15 protein-coding genes are annotated in these 20,393 nt (G+C 74.1%); all 15 read left to right on the top strand.

The window, feature by feature from the left end; translation table 11 throughout:
• Positions 1 to 22: 22 nt before the first annotated feature.
• Complete coding sequence (locus ACFQ80_RS12925; protein WP_430550559.1) at positions 23 to 994, top strand: AAA family ATPase; 972 nt, start codon at positions 23 to 25, stop codon at positions 992 to 994.
• Positions 991 to 2,283 (top strand): DUF58 domain-containing protein, encoded by a 1,293-nt coding sequence (locus ACFQ80_RS12930; protein WP_430563928.1) that lies wholly within the window; start codon positions 991 to 993, stop codon positions 2,281 to 2,283. Before ACFQ80_RS12925 ends, ACFQ80_RS12930 begins: the two co-directional genes overlap by 4 nt.
• On the top strand, positions 2,280 to 4,775 hold the full coding sequence (locus ACFQ80_RS12935; protein WP_430563929.1) for a transglutaminase-like domain-containing protein: 2,496 nt from the start codon (positions 2,280 to 2,282) through the stop codon (positions 4,773 to 4,775). Before ACFQ80_RS12930 ends, ACFQ80_RS12935 begins: the two co-directional genes overlap by 4 nt.
• The gene (locus ACFQ80_RS12940; protein WP_430563930.1) at positions 4,772 to 6,379 is read left to right on the top strand and encodes an RDD family protein; all 1,608 of its coding nucleotides are present in this window, start codon (positions 4,772 to 4,774) and stop codon (positions 6,377 to 6,379) included. The genes ACFQ80_RS12935 and ACFQ80_RS12940 overlap by 4 nt, the downstream gene beginning before the upstream one ends.
• The gene (locus ACFQ80_RS12945; RefSeq protein ID WP_430563931.1) at positions 6,376 to 7,239 is read left to right on the top strand and encodes a PP2C family protein-serine/threonine phosphatase; all 864 of its coding nucleotides are present in this window, start codon (positions 6,376 to 6,378) and stop codon (positions 7,237 to 7,239) included. The genes ACFQ80_RS12940 and ACFQ80_RS12945 overlap by 4 nt, the downstream gene beginning before the upstream one ends.
• Positions 7,236 to 9,047, top strand: a complete 1,812-nt coding sequence (locus ACFQ80_RS12950) for an FHA domain-containing protein (RefSeq protein WP_430563932.1) — start codon at positions 7,236 to 7,238, stop codon at positions 9,045 to 9,047. The genes ACFQ80_RS12945 and ACFQ80_RS12950 overlap by 4 nt, the downstream gene beginning before the upstream one ends.
• A gap of 7 nt (positions 9,048 to 9,054) precedes the next feature.
• Positions 9,055 to 10,758, top strand: a complete 1,704-nt coding sequence (locus tag ACFQ80_RS12955) for a serine/threonine protein kinase (RefSeq protein WP_430563933.1) — start codon at positions 9,055 to 9,057, stop codon at positions 10,756 to 10,758.
• Positions 10,758 to 11,453 carry a hypothetical protein gene (locus ACFQ80_RS12960; protein WP_430550552.1) on the top strand — a complete coding sequence of 232 codons (696 nt, stop codon included), beginning with the start codon at positions 10,758 to 10,760 and terminating at the stop codon, positions 11,451 to 11,453. Before ACFQ80_RS12955 ends, ACFQ80_RS12960 begins: the two co-directional genes overlap by 1 nt.
• A gap of 1 nt (position 11,454) precedes the next feature.
• Positions 11,455 to 15,936 (top strand): FtsK/SpoIIIE domain-containing protein, encoded by a 4,482-nt coding sequence (locus tag ACFQ80_RS12965; protein WP_430563934.1) that lies wholly within the window; start codon positions 11,455 to 11,457, stop codon positions 15,934 to 15,936.
• A 122-nt stretch (positions 15,937 to 16,058) separates the two neighbouring features.
• Positions 16,059 to 16,343, top strand: coding sequence for a WXG100 family type VII secretion target (locus ACFQ80_RS12970; RefSeq protein WP_430550550.1), 285 nt, complete (start codon positions 16,059 to 16,061; stop codon positions 16,341 to 16,343).
• 300 nt (positions 16,344 to 16,643) lie between these two features.
• The gene (locus tag ACFQ80_RS12975) at positions 16,644 to 16,928 is read left to right on the top strand and encodes a WXG100 family type VII secretion target (RefSeq protein WP_430550550.1); all 285 of its coding nucleotides are present in this window, start codon (positions 16,644 to 16,646) and stop codon (positions 16,926 to 16,928) included.
• Between the two features lie 138 nt (positions 16,929 to 17,066).
• Complete coding sequence (locus tag ACFQ80_RS12980; protein ID WP_430550549.1) at positions 17,067 to 18,317, top strand: hypothetical protein; 1,251 nt, start codon at positions 17,067 to 17,069, stop codon at positions 18,315 to 18,317.
• Between the two features lie 32 nt (positions 18,318 to 18,349).
• Positions 18,350 to 18,826 carry an LpqN/LpqT family lipoprotein gene (locus tag ACFQ80_RS12985; RefSeq protein ID WP_430550548.1) on the top strand — a complete coding sequence of 159 codons (477 nt, stop codon included), beginning with the start codon at positions 18,350 to 18,352 and terminating at the stop codon, positions 18,824 to 18,826.
• Positions 18,823 to 19,596, top strand: coding sequence for a hypothetical protein (locus ACFQ80_RS12990; RefSeq protein WP_430563935.1), 774 nt, complete (start codon positions 18,823 to 18,825; stop codon positions 19,594 to 19,596). The genes ACFQ80_RS12985 and ACFQ80_RS12990 overlap by 4 nt, the downstream gene beginning before the upstream one ends.
• Positions 19,597 to 19,618: 22 nt before the next feature.
• Positions 19,619 to 20,266, top strand: a complete 648-nt coding sequence (locus tag ACFQ80_RS12995; protein WP_430563936.1) for a hypothetical protein — start codon at positions 19,619 to 19,621, stop codon at positions 20,264 to 20,266.
• The last annotated feature ends 127 nt before the right edge of the window (positions 20,267 to 20,393 follow it).

Raw genomic sequence — 20,393 nt, forward strand, 5'->3', positions numbered from 1 at the left:
ACGAGCACGAAGGAACACCGAGATGACGATGACCCCCGAGCAGGCCGCCTGGTTCGCCCAGACGTTCGAGCGCCTCGTCGGCAACGTGGGGCAGGCGGTCCTGGGCAAGGCGCCCGTGGTGCGCCTCGCGCTGACCTGCATGCTGGCCGAGGGGCACCTCCTGCTGGAGGACGCCCCCGGCACCGGCAAGACGGCGATGGCACGCGCGATCGCGGCGTCCGTGCAGGGCTCCCACAACCGCATCCAGTTCACCCCGGACCTGCTGCCGTCCGACGTCACCGGCGTGACGATCTACGACCAGCGCACGCACGAGTTCGACTTCCGCCCGGGCCCGATCTTCGCGTCCATCGTGCTGGCCGACGAGATCAACCGTGCCTCGCCGAAGACGCAGTCGGCGCTGCTGGAGGTCATGGAGGAGGGGCGCGTCACCGTGGACGGCACCACCCACGACGTGGGCCGCCCGTTCATGGTCATCGCCACGCAGAACCCGATCGAGCAGGCCGGCACGTACCGCCTGCCCGAGGCGCAGCTCGACCGCTTCCTCATGAAGACGTCGGTGGGCTACCCGGACCACGCGTCCACGGTGGAGATCCTGTCCGGCGCGTCGGTGCGCGACCGCAGCCAGGCGCTCCAGCCGATCATCACCACGCAGGCGGTCACGGAGATGGCGACGCTCGGCGCGACGGTGCACACCGACTCCGCGGTGCTCGAGTACGTGAGCCGCCTGGCGGAGGAGACCCGCAACGCGCCCGAGGCCCGGATCGGCGTGTCCGTCCGTGGCGCGCTCGCCCTGGTGCGGTGCTGCAAGGTGTGGGCGGCCGCGCACGGTCGCAACTACGTGCTGCCGGACGACGTCAAGCAGCTCGCGCAGCCCGTCTGGGCCCACCGCTTCGTCCTGGACCCGGAGGCCGAGTTCACCGGCGCCCGGGCGGAGGTCGTCCTCGCGCGCATCCTCGCCGACGTCGCCGCGCCGCAGGAGCGCGCCGCGGTATGACCTCGACATCGACCCCGGTGTCCCCGGCCCCCGCGGCCGCACGGGACACCACCGGGAACCGGCTCGGGCGCTGGTGGGTGCGCGCGTCCGGGGCCGTCGGCGCACGCTGGGCGGCGCTCGTGCGGGCGTGCGCCCCCGTGACGCAGGCGTTCTCGACGTTCGGCGTGGCCGTGCTGGTCGTGTGCGTGGGCGCATGGGTGGCCGGGCTCGCCCTGGGCTGGCTCGAGGTGCTCGTCGGCGCCGTCCTGCTCACGGTGACCCTCGTGGCGGCCATCGGCTTCGTCCTGGGGCGCCTGCGGTACGAGGTCTCGCTCACGCTCACGCAGTCGCGCGTGACGGTGGGGGACCCGGCGGTGGGGCGCCTCGACGTCCGCAACTCCGCGGCGCGGCCGATCCTGCCGTCCGTGATGGAGCTGCCCGTCGGCCGCGGCACCGCCGCGTTCCCGGTGCCGCGGCTGCGCGGCGGCGGCTCGCACGAGGAGATCTTCCGCATCCCGACCCGGCGCCGCGGCGTCATCACCGTCGGCCCGGTGAAGTCGGTGCGCGCCGACCCGATCGGGCTGCTGCGCCGCGAGGTGACGTGGACGGACGAGCAGGAGCTGTTCGTGCACCCGCAGGTGAAGAACCTGGCGGGGTCGTCGACGGGCTACCTGCGCGACCTCGAGGGGCGCGTCACGACCGACATCACCGACTCCGACGTGTCGTTCCACGCCCTGCGCGAGTACGTGGCGGGCGACGACCTGCGGCACATCCACTGGAAGACGACGGCCCGCACCGGCACGCTCATGGTGCGCCAGTTCGAGGAGACGCGGCGCTCGCACCTCGCGGTGCTGCTCTCCACCCGCGTCGAGGACTACGCGAACGACGACGAGTTCGAGCTCGCGGTGTCGGTGTGCGCCTCCCTCGGCCTGCAGGCCATCAAGGAGGACCGCGGGGTCACCGTGCTCGTGCAGTCCGGCAGCCTGCGCGGCGACCACCACACCCGGCTGCTCGACGACCTGTCGCGCGTGGAGCTCGAGCCGTCGCGTCGTGCGCTCGTCGACCTGGCCCGCGCCGCGGGGAGCACCGCCGCCGACGCGTCCGTGATCGCGTTCGTGCTCGGCAGCCGGGTGACCCCGACCGAGCTGCGGTCCGCGTCCGCGCGCCTGCCCGTGGGCGTGAACGTCATGGCGATCCAGTGCGTGCCGGGGGCGAACCTGTCGCGGCACAACATCGCGGAGGTCGGCGTCCTGACCCTCGGGCGGCTGGGCGACCTGCCGATCGCGCTGAAGAAGATGAGCGAGACATGAACGACGAGACCACACGCGGCGGGCGCCGGGCCTGGTCGGGGCAGGGCGCGGGCGACGACTCGCTGCGCACCGGCACCGGGCTCGGCCGCGGCACGACGCGCCGCAAGGAGGCGTCGCGTCCCCGCGCGACGTCGCCGCTCGCCCTGGTCGACCTGGCGGCGCTCGTGGTGCTGCTCGCGGCCGTCGCCGTCGGCTTCGGGCCGGTCTGGGGCTCGGCGGGCTACGTGCTGCCCGCCGCCGGGGGCGCCGTCCTCGGTCTGACGGTCGCCTGGCTCGGTGCCTGGCGCCGGTTCCCGGCGGTGCTCGTGCTGGCGGTCGCGGTGGTCGCGTACCTGCTGTTCGGCGCGGCCCTCGCGCTGCCGCAGGACGCGATCGGCGGCGTGCTGCCGAGCCTGCAGACCCTCCAGGACCTCCTGATCGGCGCGGTCGAGGGCTGGAAGCAGTTCATCACCACGGTGCCGCCCATGAGCTCGTTCCCGGAGCTCGCGGTCGTGCCCTACCTGCTGATGCTGCTCGTGGCGCTCGTCGCGGGGACGATCGCCTGGCGCGCCCGGCACGCGGTGTGGGCGATGGTCCCGGTGCTCGTCGGGTTCGTGGGCGTCATCCTGCTCGGCACGCTCGACGCGGCGCTGCCGGTGGCCCAGGGCATCACGATCGCCCTCGTCGGCCTGCTGTGGGGCGGGGTCCGCGCGATGGAGGCGCGGGTCGGGACCCACTCGATCAGCACGGAGCAGAGCGAGGAGGCCACCCGCCGCCTGCGCTGGTACCGGGTGCGCACGGGCGCCGCCATCCTCGGCGTCGCGGCCGTGACGGCCGCCTTCGTGGCGCCGGCGATCATGCCGTCCCAGCCGCGGTCGGTGCTGCGCGAGACGATCGTGCCGCCGCTCGACCTGCACCAGTACGCGAGCCCGCTCGTCGGCTTCCGCCACATCGTGAAGGAGCAGCGGGAGGACGAGCTGTTCACGGTGAGCGACCTGCCCGAGGACGGCCGCGTGCGCCTGGCCGCGCTCGACCGCTACGACGGGGTGGTCTTCGACGCCTCCGGGACCGGCGGCGACACCGGCGTGTACAGCCGCGTCGGCACGACCATCGCCACCGCCCAGGAGGGCACCCCGCAGCGCGTCGACGTGACCGTGACGGGGTACGACGGCGTGTGGGTGCCGCAGTTCGGTGCGCTCACGGGCCTCACGTGGACGGACGCGAACGCGCGCGCCCAGGACGCGGGCTCGTACTACAACTCGACCACGGGCACGGTGCTCACGACCGCGGGCGTGCGCCCCGGCGACACGTACAGCCTGGACACGATCGTCACCGAGGAGCCGTCGGAGGACGCGCTCAAGAAGGCGACGATCGTGGGTGCCGACCTGCCCGAGACCGACCAGTCGGCCCTGCCGCCGGGCCTGCCCGCGAAGGCGGTGCAGTTCGCGGGGGAGGAGACGGACCCGGCCACGAAGCTGTTCCTCATCCGTGACGCCCTCGCGGCGTCGGGCGTCCTGTCGAGCGGGCTCGAGGGCCAGTACCCGTCGCGCCCCGGCCACTCCGCGGAGCGGGTCGACACGCTGGTGCAGCAGGAGAAGATGGTGGGCGACGACGAGCAGTTCGCCGTCGCGCTCGCCCTCATGGCGCGGCAGGCCGGCATCCCGGCGCGCGTCGTCATGGGCTTCTACCCCGGCAAGGACAGCAACTACACGGCCGGCGAGCCGTGGACCGTGCTGGGCAGCGACGTGCACGCCTGGGTCGAGGTGCCGACCTCGGAGTACGGGTGGGCGGCGATCGAGGCCGTGCCGGAGCAGAAGCCGCAGATCCAGCCGGAGCCCAAGTCGGAGCAGGTGCCCAAGCCGCCGGTGCTCCAGGAGCCGGAGCCGCCGGAGGAGCCCGAGCGCGTCGAGGCGGGCACGGTCGAGGACGACGAGGAGGAGGCCGAGAACGAGGCCTTCGACTGGCGCCTCGTGGGCCTGGTCGTGCTGATCGTCGGGATCCCGCTGCTGCTGATCGGCGGCCCGATCGTCGCGATCCTCGCGTACAAGGCGCGTCGTCGGGCCCGACGGCGCACGGCCGACGACGCTGCCGCCCGGATCAGCGGCGGCTGGCACGAGGTCGTGGACGTCGCCACGGACCTGGGCAGCACCGTCCCCCCGTCGGCCACCCGCCGGGAGGGCGCGTACCTGATCGCCGAGCAGTACCGGGCGCCCGGTACGCTCGCTCTCGCCCACCGTGCGGACGCAGGCGTCTTCGGGGAGGGCGAGCCCAGTGCCACGGAGGCGGACGACTTCTGGCGCGAGGTGGACGAGCTCGTCGCGGGGGTGCGGTCCGGTGTCGATCGGCGCCGCCGGCTCTTCGGGGCCCTGTCCCTGCGGTCGCTGCGTGCTCGCGCGACGTGGCGGCCGGGGCGGGCGCTCGGCCGGTTCGCGCGGGACGTCGGCGCCAAGGTCTCCGGGGTCGGTTCGAGGATCGTCTCCAGGGACGGCTCCAGGAGCAAGGAGAAGCGATGAGTGACGTGCAGTGCCCCGGCTGCGGGTCCACCCAGCGGGCGGGGGCGCCGTTCTGCGCCGTGTGCGGGCGCGAGTTCCCACGCACGGGCAGGCCGGTCGGGCCGCCCGCGGGTCCTCCGCGGGGCGCGTTCGACGCCGCGGCCGGCGTCGCCGGCCCGGGTGGCCCCGCGTCCCTCGTGCACACGGGCACCACCGAGCCCGAGATGATGACGGCCACGCAGGTGCCCGCGTACCTCGGGTCCTCGACGCCCGAGCCCGAGGCCGTACCCGTGTACGCGCACGTGGGCCGGCGCATCGTGGCGTTCCTGCTCGACGGCGTCGTGGCGGGGGTGCTCTTCGGGATCGTCTACGGCATCGGGTTCTCGACGATCGACCTGCCGTCGGGCGTCATCACGTCCACCGACCCGCGGTTCGCGGGGCTCGTCACCCAGATCCTCACCGTGGCGGGCCTCGCCTCCGCGGCGGCGGGCCTGTACTGGCTCGCCATGCTGATCTGGGAGGGCCTGACCGGCAAGACGCTCGGCAACCTGGTCATGGGTATCCGCACGCAGGGCGTCGACGGCGGCATGCCGATCGGGGTGGGCCGCGCGTTCCTGCGCTACCTGGTCGTCGCCGCCTGCGGGCTGGTGCCGTTCTTCGGCACGATCCTCGTGCAGCTCAGCCCGCTGTGGGACGGCGGCGGCCGCCGCCAGGGCTGGCACGACAAGGCCGGGAAGGCCGTCGTCGTGGACGCTCGCGCCATGCAGCGTGCCGCGGCGCCGCGCACCGCCAGCTTCGCCCCGGCCTCCGGCGGCCCGGCGGTGGGCCTCGCCGCGCCGCCGTCGGCGCCGTCCGCCGTCCTGCTGGGGGCGGTGGCGGCGCCGCCGACCCCGACGCAGCAGCCGGCGCCGCAGCAACAGGCGCACCAGCCGGTGAACCAGCCGCCGTACCAGCCGACGAACCAGCCGCCGTACCAGGCCCCTGCCGGCCCGCCGGCCGGCGTGCCGGACCCCTACGCGACGCCGGCCTACCAGCCGCTGGCCGGTCCGGCGTCGGGTGCGGGCGGGCTCATCACCGGGATCCCGGGGTCCACCGCCCAGCCGCCGGCGGGGCCGCAGCAGGCGATGCCCGACCCGCAGCAGCTCCAGCAGCAGTTCCAGCAGCCCCACCAGCAGCCCCAGACCCAGCAGCCCGCCTCGGACGTCACGCCCGAGGTGTCGGAGCACACGAGCTTCGACACGCGCATGCAGTCGCGGGCGCAGCGCCAGGAGCTGCGCCCGGCGCCCGTCGTGGGCGTGGTGCTCGAGCTCGAGTCGGGCGACCGGCACACCGTCGACGGGCCGGCCCGGGTCGGCCGCAACCCGGAGGCGTCGGCGGGCGAGACCGTCACGCTCGTGCGGATCGACGACCCGACGCGGTCGGTGTCGAAGAACCACGCCGACCTGGACGTGGACTCCGCGGGCCTGTGGATCAACGACCGCGGGTCCACGAACGGGACCGTCATCTCCGTCGCCGGTCTGCCGCCGCGGGTGGCCGAGCCCGGCGCACGCGTCCGCGTGCCCATGGGGGCCACGATCCACGTGGGCGACCGTCGCATCGTCGTCCACCCGGGGGCGCACGCATGACCGACGACGACGCGCTCGTCCTGTCCTGGGGCAGCTCGTCGCACGTGGGGCGCCGGCGCAAGGTCAACGAGGACGGGTACCTGGCCGGGGCCGGCGTCTTCCTGGTGGCGGACGGGATGGGCGGTCACGACGCGGGCGAGGTCGCCAGCGCCGTCGCGCTCGACACCCTGAGCCCGCTGCAGGACGAGCCGAGGGTGGACGCCGACCGGGTGGCCGAGCTGGTCGCCCTGGCGCAGTCGCGGGTGCGGGCGATCGACACCGGCCCCTCGGGGCGGGGCGCCGGCACGACGCTCACCGGCGCGCTGGTCTCCGAGCAGGACGACGTCCCCTACTGGCTGTTCGTGAACGTGGGCGACTCGCGCACGTACCTGATGTCGAGCGGCGTGCTGGACCAGGTCAGCGTGGACCACTCCGAGGTCCAGGAGCTGGTGGACGCGGGGATGCTCACGGCGCAGGAGGCGCGGCTGCACCCGCGCCGGAACGTCGTGACGCGGGCGCTCGGCGCGGACTCCACGCCGATGCCCGACTTCCGGTACGTCCCGGTCGCCGCGGGCGACCGGGTGCTGGTGTGCTCCGACGGGCTGACCGTCGAGCTCACCGACGAGCGGATCGCCCGGGTGCTGCTCGAGCACCCGGACCCGCAGCGGGCGGCGAGCCGGCTCGTGGTGGCGGCGGTCGCGGCCGGAGGCCGCGACAACATCACGGTCGTGGTGGTCGACGTCACCCATGCGGTGGACGACGACGAGACCGCGACCAGCCCGCGGGGCGGGCAGGTGCTGGACGACGAGGACACGATCCCGACGCCCGAGGGCGCGTGGGGCCGGGCCTCGATGACCGGGGGGCAGGAGGTCGACGCATGATGACGGTGGGATACGTCGAGGGCAGGGCGCAGGCGCTGGTACGGGGGGACACCGTGCTGCTGCTGCCGGAGCCCGTGGAGCCGGAGGTCGTCTCGCGGCTCTGGGAGGCGCTCGAGGCGCCGGAGCAGGGCGGTGTCGTGTCCGTGGTCGGGGCGCTGACGGACGTCGCGGGGAGCCTGACGGCGGTGCCGCCCTTCGCGGTGGTGACGCTCGACGCCCGGGCGCGCGAGGCGCGCGTCGCCGTGCGCGGGACGTCCGCCGCGGTGCGGGTGCGGGCGGCGGGCGGCGACGTGGAGGTGTCCGGCGCCGGCGTGCTGATGTGGGCCGAGCGCGTGGTGGCGGAGGTGGCCTCGGTCGAGCTGGCCCTGGACCCCGGCCCTGCCGGGGACGGCCCGGTCTGGCCGTTGCAGGGCGGAGTGGTCCGCGCGGCGCTCCTGCGCCGGGCGCTGGACGGCGGCGACGTCGCGACCGCGGCACCCGCGGCGGCACCCGCGGCGGAACCCGCCGGGTCCGCCCCGGCCGCGCCTGCGGCGGGGCCCGCCGCACCCGCCCCGGCCGAGCCGCTCGGCGGCCTCGGGGGTTCCGACCCGGACGCCTGGCCGCTGCCGGGCCAGTCGAAGCTGCGCGCTCCGGCGCTGCCCGCGGTCGTCGCGGTCCCCTCGCAGGAGACGCTGATCGGGGGCGCCGACGGTGACCCCCTGCCGATCGCGACGATCTCCGCGCCCGGCGAGGGCGTGGCGGCCACCGGCGACGTGCCGGACGCCGCCGCCCCGGACGGGCCCGCGATCGCCGACGGCACGCCGGACGACGACGAGACCCCCGCGCCCGAGCGGCAGGAGCAGGGCGAGCCGAGCTCGGACACCGTGCTCGGCGGCGACGGGGACGACTACGACCACCTGTTCGGCGACACCGTGTTCCGCAGCGTCGAGGACGCGGCGGTGCGTCTCGCCGGCGACGAGGAGGGCGAGGTCGACGCCGCGCCGGACGCGTCGTCCGGGCCCGCGGCGGGCCCCGAGGCTCCCGCACCGGACCCCGCACCAGGCCCCGCGCCGGAGGCGTCCGCGCCCCCCGCCCCTCCCGCGCCCCCGGCGGCGTCGGACGGCGGGCTGATCGCGTCGATCCCGTTCGGCCCCGGCGCCCCGGGGACCCCGGCGGCCGCCTCCCGTGCCGCCTCCGTCTCCGCGGAGCCCCCGAGCGGACCACCCGCACCGTCCGGGCCCGTCGACGACCACGACGGCAACACGATCATGACCTCGGACCTGGCCGCGCTGCGCGAGGCCGCGGGCGCCGCGCTGCCGCAGTTCGGGGCGCCCGCGGCCCCCGGGGCCCGGGACGTCCTGGCGCTGGAGTGCCCGCAGGGGCACCCCAACCCGCCGACCCGTCAGCAGTGCCGCACCTGCGGCGTCCCGCTGGACGGCGACCCGGCGCTCTCGCCGCGCCCGCCGCTGGGCCGCGTCCGGATCGGGGCGGTCGACGGGGCCCCCGCGGGGGAGGACCAGGTGGTGGAGCTCGACCGCGACGTCGTCGTCGGACGCCGCCCCCGGTCCAGCACGACGTCGGCGGACCGGATGCCGCGGATGGTCACGGTCCCGAGCCCGCAGAAGGACATCTCCCGCTCGCACGTCCAGGTGACGCTCGAGGAGTGGCACGTGCTGGTGGAGGACCTCGCCACCACGAACGGCACCGTGCTGCTCCGCCCGGGACAGAAGCCCCGGCGCCTGCACCCGAACCAGAAGGAGATCGTGGTGGACGGCGACGTGCTGGAGCTCGGGGACGGCATCACCCTCGCGTTCGAAGGGATCTGGTGACTGGCGGATGAGCAGCAAGCGGGCACCCTCCGCGCCGCCGGAGATCCCGGGCTACACGTATCGCAAGGTCATCGGCACCGGCGGCTTCTCCGACGTCTTCCTCTACGAGCAGCACCGGCCGCGCCGCCAGGTGGCGGTGAAGGTGCTGCTCAAGGAGTGGTCGAACGACACCCAGCGCGCGGCGTTCGACGCCGAGGCCGACCTCATGGCGACGCTGGGGAACCACCCGTCGATCGTCACGATGTACGAGGCGGGGGTCGCCCCCGACGGGCGCCCCTACCTCGCGCTCGAGTACTGCTCGCGCCCGAACCTCGGCGCGCGCTACCGCTCGGAGCGCATGTCGGTGCCGGAGGCGATGCGCACGACGATCCAGATCGCGGGAGCGGTCGAGACGGCGCACCGCCTCGGCATCCTGCACCGTGACATCAAGCCGGCGAACATCCTGGTCACCCAGTTCGGGCACCCGGCGCTCACCGACTTCGGCATCTCGTCCACCGTGGACTCGGCGTCGGTCGCGGAGGGCATGTCCATCCCCTGGTCGCCCCCCGAGTCGTTCGGCGACCCGCCGGTCAGCGGCATCGCGACGGACGTGTGGGCCCTGGGCGCCACCTGCTACACCCTGCTCGCGGGGCGGACGCCGTTCGAGGTGCCGGGCGGGTCCAACTCGTCGGCCGACCTCATGGGCCGCATCGCGACCACCTCCCTGGCCGAGATCGGGCGCGGCGACGTCCCCGAGTCGCTCGAACGGGTGCTGCGCATCGCGATGGCGAAGCGGCCGGGGTCGCGGTACCCGACGGCGCTCGCGTTCGCGCGCGCCGTGCAGCAGGTGCAGGTCGAGCTGGCGCGCGACATGACCCCGATCGACCTCCTCGACGAGGCCGGGTCGGTGCTCGAGGACGAGGACGAGGCCGAGGGCACCCGGATGAACCGGGTCCGGGCGATCGACCCGGAGCAGCGCAGCGCGCCGCCGGGCCCGGCGGTGGCCGCCGTGCCCTATGCGCCGGTCCAGGCGCCGCCGTACCCGACGGCCTCCCCGGGCACCTCGTCGGGCTTCTCGTCGGGCTTCTCGTCGGGCTTCTCGTCGGGCACGGAGTCCGGGTGGGCGGCCCCGGCCACGGCGACCCCCGCCCCGGGGCGGGTGCCGACCGTCGACGCGGCGGGCGAGCCGTCCGACGCGTCGGTGGACGAGACGGTGTTCCGCACGGAGCGCCCGGCCGCGCCCGAGACGGACGACGATTCCGGGGCCGAGGCGCCCGCCGCGTCGCGGTGGGCGTGGCTGCTGGTCGCCGTCGGGTCGGTCCTCGTCCTCGGTGTCGGCGGTCTGATCTGGTGGCTGAACCGCGACGCCGGGACCGAGCCCACCGTGGCCGACCCCGGCCAGACGCAGGCCGCGGCGCCCGCCGACCCGCTCGGCGGCTACGTGCCGCCGGTGCAGGACCTGCAGGCTGTGGTCGAGGGCGACGAGGTCCTCGTGACCTGGGAGCCCCCGCGCGAGGCGGAGGAGGGCGACTCCTTCGGGTGGAAGCAGCTCTCGCTCACCTCGGAGTCGCAGTACACGACGACGGACGAGACGTCGGCCAGCGTCCCGGCGGATCCCGGCAAGGACGTGTGCGTGCAGGTCGTGGTGATCCGGGACGGCAGCAGCCTGTCGCAGGAGGAGCAGACCTGCGTCGCGGCCGGTGCGGACGCGAGCGAGGGGGCGACGGGCTGATGGGCGAGCTGGCGATCGAGTTCTGCGGCGAGTGGTTCAGGCCCTCGCCCGAGGTGCCGTTCGACATCGGTCGCGAGGGCGACCTGGCGATCGACGACAACCTGTACCTGCACCGCCGCTTCCTCCGCGTCACCTGCGACGACGACATCTGGTGGCTCACCAACGCGGGCTCGAACATCGCCGCCACCGTGAGCGACGTCCGGGGCGGCGTGCAGTCGTGGCTGCCGCCCGGGCACCGCCTGCCGATCGTGCTGCCGCACACGGCGATCGTCTTCACCGCCGGCCCCACCACCTACGAGCTCACCGTGACGCTCAGCGACGCGCCGTACTACGAGGTGCACCCGGAGGACCCGGGCAGCGGCGACACGACGATCGGGGCGGTGCAGTTCACCGTGAGCCAGCGCCAGCTCATCGTCGCGCTCGCGGAGCCCATGCTCCGGCGCGAGGGCACGGGCCTCAGCGAGATCCCGTCCAGCGTCGACGCCGCGCGGCGGCTCGGCTGGGCCACCACGCGCTTCAACCGCAAGCTCGACAACGTCTGCGACAAGCTCGACCGGATCGGGGTGAAGGGGCTGCGGGGCGGCCCGGGCGGCGCGGCGACCAACCGCCGGGCGCGCCTCGTCGAGCACGCCGTCACCTCTCGCCTCGTCACCGCCGACGACCTCCACCTCCTCGACCAGAAGGACGACGCCTGACGTGCGCATCAAGCTCACCCTGCACCGGTCGGACGACTCGGCCGTCGACGTGGCGGTCACGGCGGACGCCACCGCCACCGTCCGTGACGTCGCGGAGGCGCTGTTCTCCGGCGACCCCGGCCGCCGTGGCGCGGCCGCCCCGGAGAACCTGACGCTCCAGGTCGTCGGCGACGGCACGGCGCAGCACACCGTGACCGCCGGCAGGGTGCTCACCCCGACGAGCGACCTGGTGCAGGCCGGGCTCCGGTCGGGGTCCGGGGTGTCGATCGTGCGGCTCTCCGACCAGTTCGTGCACAGCGGGCAGGACCGTGGGGCGGCCGTCGCCGTCCTGCGCGTGCTCGAGGGCCCGGACGCCGGGCGCGAGTTCCACCTGCCCGTCGGCACCTCCTACCTCGGCCGCGACCGGGGGATGGACATCCGGCTGCAGGACGCCCAGGTCTCCAAGCGGCACGCGCGGATCATCGTGGGGGAGCAGCTCGAGATCCACGACCTCGACTCCGCGAACGGGCTGGAGATGGGCGGCAAGCGGATGACCCGCTCCGTCCTCACGTCGTCCGACACCGTGACCGTGGGCCAGAGCGTCGTGTCGGTGGTGTCCCTGCACCGTTCCACGAGCCTCCCGCCCACCAGCCCCGTGGTGGAGTTCAACCGCTCGCCCCGCGTCGTCGCGCGGTTCGGCGAGCGCAAGATCACGGCGCCCAAGCCCCCGAAGCCCGTGCCTCCGGGCCGGCTGCCGTGGATCCCCATGATGGCGCCCGCCCTCATGGGCCTGGTGATGTTCGCGTTCTTCAACAACCCGCGGATGCTCGTGTTCATGTTCATGAGCCCGCTGATCATGCTGGGCGTCTACTACGACCGGCGGATCGCGCGGAAGAAGGACTTCGAGCGGGCGTCGGAGCTGTTCGAGGAGGCCGTCACCGCCACGCAGGAGCGGATCGCCCGGACGCACGCCGTCGAGCGGGCGGTGCGCCTGGCCGAGGTCCCGTCCCTCGCGGAGTCGCTCGACGCGGTGCGCCGCCTCGGCGGGCTCATGTGGACCCACCGGCCCGAGCACCGCGGCTTCCTCACCCTGCGCCTCGGCATCGGGGCGGCGCCGTCGCGCACCGAGTTCACCGAGCCGCGGGAGAACGAGGCGATCCCGGAGCACTGGGAGAAGGTGCTCGAGCTGCAGTCGCGCTGCTCGGTGATCGACGACGTGCCCGCCGTCGCCGCGCTGCGCTACGGCGGCAACGTCGGCCTGGCGGGGCCCGCCGGCATGGTCGAGTCCGTGGCGCGCGCCGCGCTGCTGCAGATGGTGGCGCTGCACTCGCCGTCGGAGGTGGTGCTCACGGCCCTGACGTCGCACCGCTCGCGCGAGGACTGGGAATGGCTCCAGTGGGTGCCGCACACCGGCTCGCCGCACAGCCCGCTGGGGACCTCGGACCACCTGGCCGCCGACCCGGGCCGCGGCCTCGCCCTGCTGACCCGCCTGGAGGAGCTCATCGAGGCCCGCGGGATCAGCCTGGACGGGCCGCCGCCGCTGGAGACGGAGCGGGACCCCGAGAAGGACCGCGGCGAGGCCGCGCCCAAGCCGGTGCTCCCGGCCGTGGTGGTGCTCGTCGAGGACGACACGCCGCTCGAGCGGTCGCGGCTCGTGCGGCTCGCGGAGCGCGGCCCCAAGGCGAACGTGCACGTCGTGTGGGTGGCCCCCACCGTGGAGCAGCTCCCCGCCGCGTGCCGGACGTTCGTGCTCCTCGACGCCCAGGAGGGCGCCGGCTCCGGCATGACGGGCGAGGTGCACTACGGCCGCCTCGCGTTCCCGGTGCGCTGCGAGGCGGCGGACCTGGCCACGGCGGCCGAGGTGGCCCGCATCCTGTCCCCGGTGGTCGACGTCGGCGCGCCCGTGGACGACGAGTCCGACCTGCCCCGCTCCGTGTCGTACCTGGCGCTCGCGGGCACGGACCTCGGCTCCGACGCGGCCGGCGTGGTCGAGCGGTGGCGGGAGAACCTCTCGCTCACGCCGCGCGACGGCTCGCCGCCGGTGCGCCGCAAGACGCCGACCAACCTGCGCGCCCTCATCGGGCACAACGGCGTCGAGCAGTTCTACCTGGACCTGCGCACCCAGGGCCCGCACGCGCTGGTGGGCGGCACCACCGGTGCGGGCAAGTCCGAGTTCCTGCAGTCGTGGGTGCTGGGCATGGCCGCGGCGCACAGCCCGGACCGCGTCACGTTCCTGTTCGTGGACTACAAGGGTGGCGCCGCGTTCGCGGACTGCGTGCACCTGCCGCACACGGTGGGCCTGGTCACCGACCTGTCGCCGCACCTGGTGCGGCGCGCGCTGTCGTCGCTGCGCGCGGAGCTGCACTACCGCGAGCACCTGCTGAACCGGAAGAAGGCCAAGGACCTCGCGTCCCTGGAGCGCACGGGCGACCCGGAGGCGCCGCCGAGCCTCATCATCGTGGTGGACGAGTTCGCGGCGCTGGTCGGCGAGGTCCCGGAGTTCGTGGACGGCGTCGTCGACGTCGCCCAGCGTGGCCGGTCCCTCGGCCTGCACCTCATCCTCGCGACGCAGCGGCCCGCGGGCGTCATCAAGGACAACCTGCGCGCCAACACGAACCTGCGCATCGCCCTGCGGATGGCCGACGAGTCGGACTCCAAGGACGTGCTCGGCGACACGATGGCGGCGCACTTCCCGCCGACGATCCCCGGCCGCGGCGCGGCGAAGACCGGTCCCGGCCGTCTCACGACCTTCCAGACCGGCTACGCCGGCGGCTGGACGAAGGACGAGCCGGAGCCGTCCCAGATCGACGTCGAGGAGATGGACTTCGGCACGGGCCGGCGCTGGGAGATGCCGACGGTCGCCCGGTCCGACGACGACGGCGACCCGGGGCCGAACGACATCGCGCGCATGGTGGCGACGATCCGCCACGCGGCGACGAGCGCGGGGGTGCCCGCCCCCCGCAAGCCGTGGCTGGAGGAGCTGGCCGCCACCTACGACCTGGCCCTGCTGCCCAACCCGCGCACGGACTCGCGCCTGCTGCTCGGCGTGCGCGACGACCCGCACGGGCAGGCCCAGCCGACGGTGCACTACGAGCCGGACGTCGACGGCAACCTCGCCGTGTACGGCACGGGCGGTACCGGCAAGAGCACCACGCTGCGCACGATCGCGGTGACCGCAGGCCTCACGGCCCGCGGCGGCCCGGTCCAGGTGTACGGCATCGACTGCGGCTCCGGCGGCCTGTCGATGCTGGAGAGTCTGCCGCACGTCGGCGCGGTGATCTCCGGCGACGACGAGGAGCGGGTGTCGCGCCTCATGCGGCGGCTCACCGAGATGCTCGACGAGCGCTCCGCGCGGTACGCGGAGGTGCGGGCGAGCACGATCGACGAGTACCGGCGCATCGCGAACCGCCCGGACGAGCCCCGCATCATCGTGCTGGTCGACGGCATCCAGTCGTTCCGGGACAGCTACGAGATCTTCGCGGGCCGGGGGTTCTCGGTCTACGGCGCGTTCTCCCAGCTGGCCACCGACGGCCGCCCCGTAGGCATCCACCTGGTGATGTCGGGCGACCGGGCCGTGGCGGTGCCGCCGGCGCTCGCCTCCACCGTGCAGAAGCGGATCGTGCACCGGATGGCGCGCGAGGACGACTACATGATGCTCAACGTCCCGAAGGACGTGCTGACCCCCGCGTCGGCGCCGGGCCGCGCGATCATGCACGGCCAGGAGGCGCAGATCGCGGTGCTCGGCGGCGACCCGAACGGCGCCGTGCAGTCGCGCGAGCTGGCCAAGCTCGAGCAGACCATGCGTCGCATGGGTGCGGTACAGGCGCCCGGCGTGGCGCGGCTGCCCGACAACTTCACGCTCGACAGCCTGCCGGTGCGCACCGGCGAGCTGGCGACGATCGGCCTGCGCGACCTCGACCTCTTGCCGGTCGGGCTGCCGCTGCGCTCACCGTTCATGCTGGCGGGCCCGCCGGGGTCGGGGCGCACGACGGCGTTCGTCACGCTCGCGACGGCGCTGCGGCGCCGGGGCGGCACCCGCCTGGTGTACCTGTCGTCGCGGCGCACGAGCCTGGGCGCCCTGGACCTGTGGGACCAGCAGGCGGCCAACCCGGAGGACGTCGTCGAGCTCGTCAAGGAGCTCACGGAGGTGCTGAACGCCGAGAGCGTCGCGCCGGGCGGGCTCGCCGTGATGATCGAGAACTACACCGAGCTCACGGGCACCCCCGCGGAGAAGCCGCTCGAGGCGTTCGTGAAGCTCGCGGTGCGCAAGGAGCACTTCGTCGTCGGCGAGTCGGAGTCGTCCACCTGGTCGAAGGCGTTCACGCTGGCCGGCCCGTTCAAGTCGGGGCGCAACGGCATCCTGCTGACGCCCGGCGACACGGACGGCGACACCCTGATGAACACGCCGCTCGGGCGCATGCGGCGCAAGGACTTCCCGCCCGGCCGAGGGTTCCTCGTCACCGCGGGGCGCGCCGTCAAGATCCACGTGGCCCTGCCGGGCTGACGGGAGCAGGGGAGATGGGGAGGTCTCCCCATTCCCCGACGTCGCGGGCTCTGGTTGAGTGAGCGGCGTCGAAACGTGAAGAGGTTGTCCGTCGGGGGCAGCCATGAATGAAGGAGCAGCACATGGTCGCAGAGGGTGGCAACGTCTTCGGTCTTGACGTCGAGGCGGTCCGGAGCCTGGCGAACGTCCTGCGGGAGCAGGCGGAGCAGGTGCGGACGACGGTCTCCACGATCACGTCGCAGATGGGTCAGACGGAGTGGAACGGTCCGGACGCGGTGCAGTTCCAGGAGGAGTGGGACGGGACGCACTCGGCGAAGCTGAACGAGATCGCGTCGGCGCTGGACGGGTACGCCTCGACGGCGGACAACAACGCGTCGCAGCAGGAGGACACCTCGAACTCGTACTGAGTTCGGGTGGGGGTCCCCGCTGCGGGGACGGACGAGGGGTGCGGACCACGGGCGTGGCGCCGCACCCCTCGCGGTCGGTGGGGGCGGCGGCAGGGCCGGGACGGAGCCCCGGTGGCGCACTCGTCGTGCTCGCGGTCCGCCGGGGAGCGGCGCCGTTCCCTGACCGCTCCCTGGACGGTGGTATCGAACCGGATGGGTAGCGCTCCCCATTCCCGGATGCCCCGGGCTCTGGTTGAGTGAGCGGCGTCGAAACGTGAAGAGGTTGTCCGTCGGGGGCAGCCATGAATGAAGGAGCAGCACATGGTCGCAGAGGGTGGCAACGTCTTCGGTCTTGACGTCGAGGCGGTCCGGAGCCTGGCGAACGTCCTGCGGGAGCAGGCGGAGCAGGTGCGGACGACGGTCTCCACGATCACGTCGCAGATGGGTCAGACGGAGTGGAACGGTCCGGACGCGGTGCAGTTCCAGGAGGAGTGGGACGGGACGCACTCGGCGAAGCTGAACGAGATCGCGTCGGCGCTGGACGGGTACGCCTCGACGGCGGACAACAACGCGTCGCAGCAGGAGGACACCTCGAACTCGTACTGAGTTCGGGTGGGGGTCCCCGCTGCGGGGACGAACGAGGGGTGCGGCACACGGCAGAGAGGTGCCGCACCCCTCGAACGCTGGGTCGGTCGAGTGGTGCGGATCCCGGACGGACGTCCGGCGGGGTGTTGAGGAGGAGCTGTGGGCGAAGGGATGTACGGCGCCGATATCGAGGCGCTGCGTCTGCTCGCGGACAAGATCGCTGAGGGTGGCACCACGCTGGAGGCCGTCATCACCGCAGTCGAGACGGCCATGCCCGGTCCGGAGGGGTGGGACGGCCCCGACGCGGAGGGGTTCCGCTCGGAGTGGGGCGACACGCACGTCGTGCGCCTGCGTGACACGGCGAACCTGCTGCGCGACGTCGCGACGAAGGTGCGCGAGAACGCGGACGAGCAGGACACGACGTCGAACGACTACTCGGGCTTCGGCGGGGCCACGGGCAGCGGCACCGGGAACGCCGGCGGTGGCGGCGGCGGTGGCGGTGGCGGCGGGGTCGGCGACGAGGAGGCGGAGGGCGGGGAGAACCCGCTGTCGTCGCCCGGGGCCGACCCGACGCGGACGCCGACCGACACCACCGACCCGGACCACCACTGGACCGACGGCTACGAGGGCGGCGAGCACCGCGGTCCCTCGTACCAGGCCGAGAACCAGATCCGGACGGGCGAGAACGGCACCGGTACCGGTGAGGGCGACGGCACCGGCGACGGCACGGGTGACGGCACCGGCAACAACAGCAACCTGACCAGCTCGGAGAAGGGGAACGTCGGCGAGACGCTCCTCGAGGGGGAGACGGGCGGCTTCGTCGGGTACGAGGCGGGCGCCGAGGGCGAGTTCGGCTCCGAGGACGGCGTGCACGGCTCGGGAGAGGCGGGCGTGGCCGCCGGTGCCGGGTACGACGCGTCCGGCGAGGTGAGCATCTCGGAGAACGGCCTCGTCGCGGAGGGCTCCGTCGGCGGCAGCGCCGGCGTGAGCGCGAACGCGAGCGGCCAGGTCGGCGTCGGGGAGCACCTGACGGCCGAGGGGTCGGCCGACGCGCTCGTCGGCGCCCGGGCCGAGGCGACCGGTGGCGTCTCCGTGGGTCCGCACGGCCTCGGTGCGAGCGTCGGCGTCGACGCCTTCGCGGGTGCCGAGGCGGGCGTGGACGGATCGGTGAACATCGCGGGTGCGCAGGTGGGGGCCGGCGCGGAGGTCTACGCGGGTGTCGGCGTGACCGCCAACGCGGACGTCAACGTCGGCTGGGACAGCGTGGGTGTCGACCTGGAGCTGGGTGCCGCGCTCGGCGTCGGCGCCGGCTTCGACGTCTCGTTCGACTGGTCGCCGTCGGAGACGGTCGACGCGATCGGTGACCTCGGCGGTGACTTCGTCGACGGGATCACCGGTGGATGGTGGTGACCCGTCATGGCAGCGACTGATTGGATGAGGACATGAGCACAGTCACCTACCCGAGCGAGACGTTCCCGGGCTTCCCCGAGATCTCCATGGACTGCCCGGAGGGCTGGGCGCCGCACCCGGTGCCGGCCGCACAGCTCGCCATCGTGCAGCAGCGGCCCGACGGGGAGTTCCGCCCCAACGTCGTCGTCGTGATGCAGCGGCTCAGCGGTGACCAGACGATCGAGGAGGTCATCCAGCAGGCCGTCGAGCGGCTGGAGGCGACCCCCGGGTACGAGGAGGTCGGCCGCATCCGCACGACGCTCGCCGGGGCCCCCGCGGCCCGGATCGAGGGCGCGTGGTCCACGGAGGAGACCGGCACGGTCGCCCAGGCCCTGCGCATCGCCGTCATCGAGCACGACGGCGTCCGGGACGTCGTCGAGGTCACGGGGACGTGCGCGGGATCGCAGGCCACCGAGGTCTGGCAGACCGTCCGGGCCATCCAGGACAGCGTCGAGCTGGTCGCCCGATGACGGCCGAGGACCGGGGGGCCCAGCGCTTCGCGGTGGTCAGCCGCGTCGTCGTGCTCGTCGTCGGCATCGCCCTCCTGGCCTTCGGCGCCCTCGCGCTCGCGTCCGGCAGCACGGTGCTGGGCATCGTGCTGATCGTGGTGGCGGCGCTGCTCGTCATCGCCCGAGGGGTCTGGACCGCGGTGCGCGGCACCCGCGCCGTGGAGGCCGGCAGGGAGAAGGCCCAGGTGCCGGACGCCCCGGTCGTGGCGCCGGGCTCGGCGTCGCCCGTCGACCGTGTCGTGGCCGACCTGGTCGGGATGAACAGCGACGGCCTGCCCTACCGCATCGACGCGACGCGGTCGGGGGACGACGTCGAGGTCGAGGTCCGGTGGAAGTCCGAGGAGCTCCGCTGGCAGACGCTCTTCGTCCGCGGGCGGGTAGCGTACGCGTGGCGCATGGAGCTGACGCTCGACCCGGCGAAGGCGCAGTACAAGTTCACCGAGTACTCCGGGACGGCGTCGACCAACGCGGGCTTCGGCCCCGGCGGCGTCTACGCCCGCGGCGACTGGAACTGGAAGCGGGGCAAGACGGCGTTCCAGACGTCGGCCTCGTTCCGCGAGGGCGCCGACGGCCAGATCGTCGTCGCGGACGCCAGCGGCGCGCGGGCCTCCTGGGAGGGCGCGACCATCATCCGCCCCGCCGACGCGAAGAAGCCGGTCTTCACCGTGCTGCGCAACCACGGGTGGCGCCCCCGGGCCGACTGGGCCGGCTCGCGCATGTTCGAGAACTAGCCACACCCATCGAAGGACACCTATGAAGCAGATCCGCACCCGACGTCGCGCGCGCCTTGCGCTCGCGGCCCTGATCGTGGCGCCGGCTCTGGCCGCGTGCTCGTTCTCGGCCGGCGAGCTTGAGCCCGTGGGAGGCGACGCCGAGGCGTCGCAGCCTGCCGAGGAGTCGGCGGAGCCGACCGAGTCGGCTCCCGAGGAGACGGCCGCCGCCGAGCTCACGACCATCCACGCCGAGCACATCGCGGCGCGGGTCCCGGCCGACTGGCAGCAGGTCGGCGACGCGGACGGCTGGTCCTACGTGCACCAGAAGGCGAACGACTCCGGCGGCGTCGCCGGGCGTGTCGGCTTCATGCCGGGCGGCTCCGCGATGACCGCGCAGGAGTCGGTCGACTGGTACGTCAGCCAGGTCGAGGGCAAGGGCGTCACGGACGAGAACTACGCGCCCGTGACGACGCTCCGCGACGAGCCGGAGCGCGCGAACACGTCGTACACCTACTCGTCCGGCGGCGAGACGTACACCTCGGTGGTGTGGGGGCTCGTGGACGGCAAGGGCATCCCGTCGCTCGTCCAGCTGTCCGGCACCCAGGACATCATGACCGAGGACTTCGTCACCGGTTTCGACCAGTCGCTCAACCTCAACGGCGACTGGGAGGGCAAGGCCGCCGGCTGACCGGCTCCCGACCGCGCGCAGGGGCGGTGCGACCTCAGGGTCGCACCGCCCCAGCGGCGTCCCCGGGGGGGGGGCGCGCCGCGCGGGCCGGCCGGGGGGCCGCGGCCGTGAGGGTCACGAGCCCCAC

The sequence above is a fragment of the Isoptericola sp. NPDC056578 genome, assembly GCF_042793275.1.
In the GTDB taxonomy this organism is placed as follows: Bacteria; Actinomycetota; Actinomycetes; order Actinomycetales; family Cellulomonadaceae; genus Isoptericola.

Coding starts and splice junctions, on each gene's coding strand:
- ACFQ80_RS12955 (WP_430563933.1), top strand. CDS start 9,055: ATGAGCAGCAAGCGGGCACCCTCCGCGCCGCCGGAGATCCCGGGCTAC.
- ACFQ80_RS12975 (WP_430550550.1), top strand. CDS start 16,644: ATGGTCGCAGAGGGTGGCAACGTCTTCGGTCTTGACGTCGAGGCGGTC.
- ACFQ80_RS12950 (WP_430563932.1), top strand. CDS start 7,236: ATGATGACGGTGGGATACGTCGAGGGCAGGGCGCAGGCGCTGGTACGG.
- ACFQ80_RS12985 (WP_430550548.1), top strand. CDS start 18,350: ATGAGCACAGTCACCTACCCGAGCGAGACGTTCCCGGGCTTCCCCGAG.
- ACFQ80_RS12925 (WP_430550559.1), top strand. CDS start 23: ATGACGATGACCCCCGAGCAGGCCGCCTGGTTCGCCCAGACGTTCGAG.
- ACFQ80_RS12935 (WP_430563929.1), top strand. CDS start 2,280: ATGAACGACGAGACCACACGCGGCGGGCGCCGGGCCTGGTCGGGGCAG.
- ACFQ80_RS12960 (WP_430550552.1), top strand. CDS start 10,758: ATGGGCGAGCTGGCGATCGAGTTCTGCGGCGAGTGGTTCAGGCCCTCG.
- ACFQ80_RS12995 (WP_430563936.1), top strand. CDS start 19,619: ATGAAGCAGATCCGCACCCGACGTCGCGCGCGCCTTGCGCTCGCGGCC.
- ACFQ80_RS12970 (WP_430550550.1), top strand. CDS start 16,059: ATGGTCGCAGAGGGTGGCAACGTCTTCGGTCTTGACGTCGAGGCGGTC.
- ACFQ80_RS12945 (WP_430563931.1), top strand. CDS start 6,376: ATGACCGACGACGACGCGCTCGTCCTGTCCTGGGGCAGCTCGTCGCAC.
- ACFQ80_RS12930 (WP_430563928.1), top strand. CDS start 991: ATGACCTCGACATCGACCCCGGTGTCCCCGGCCCCCGCGGCCGCACGG.
- ACFQ80_RS12990 (WP_430563935.1), top strand. CDS start 18,823: ATGACGGCCGAGGACCGGGGGGCCCAGCGCTTCGCGGTGGTCAGCCGC.
- ACFQ80_RS12940 (WP_430563930.1), top strand. CDS start 4,772: ATGAGTGACGTGCAGTGCCCCGGCTGCGGGTCCACCCAGCGGGCGGGG.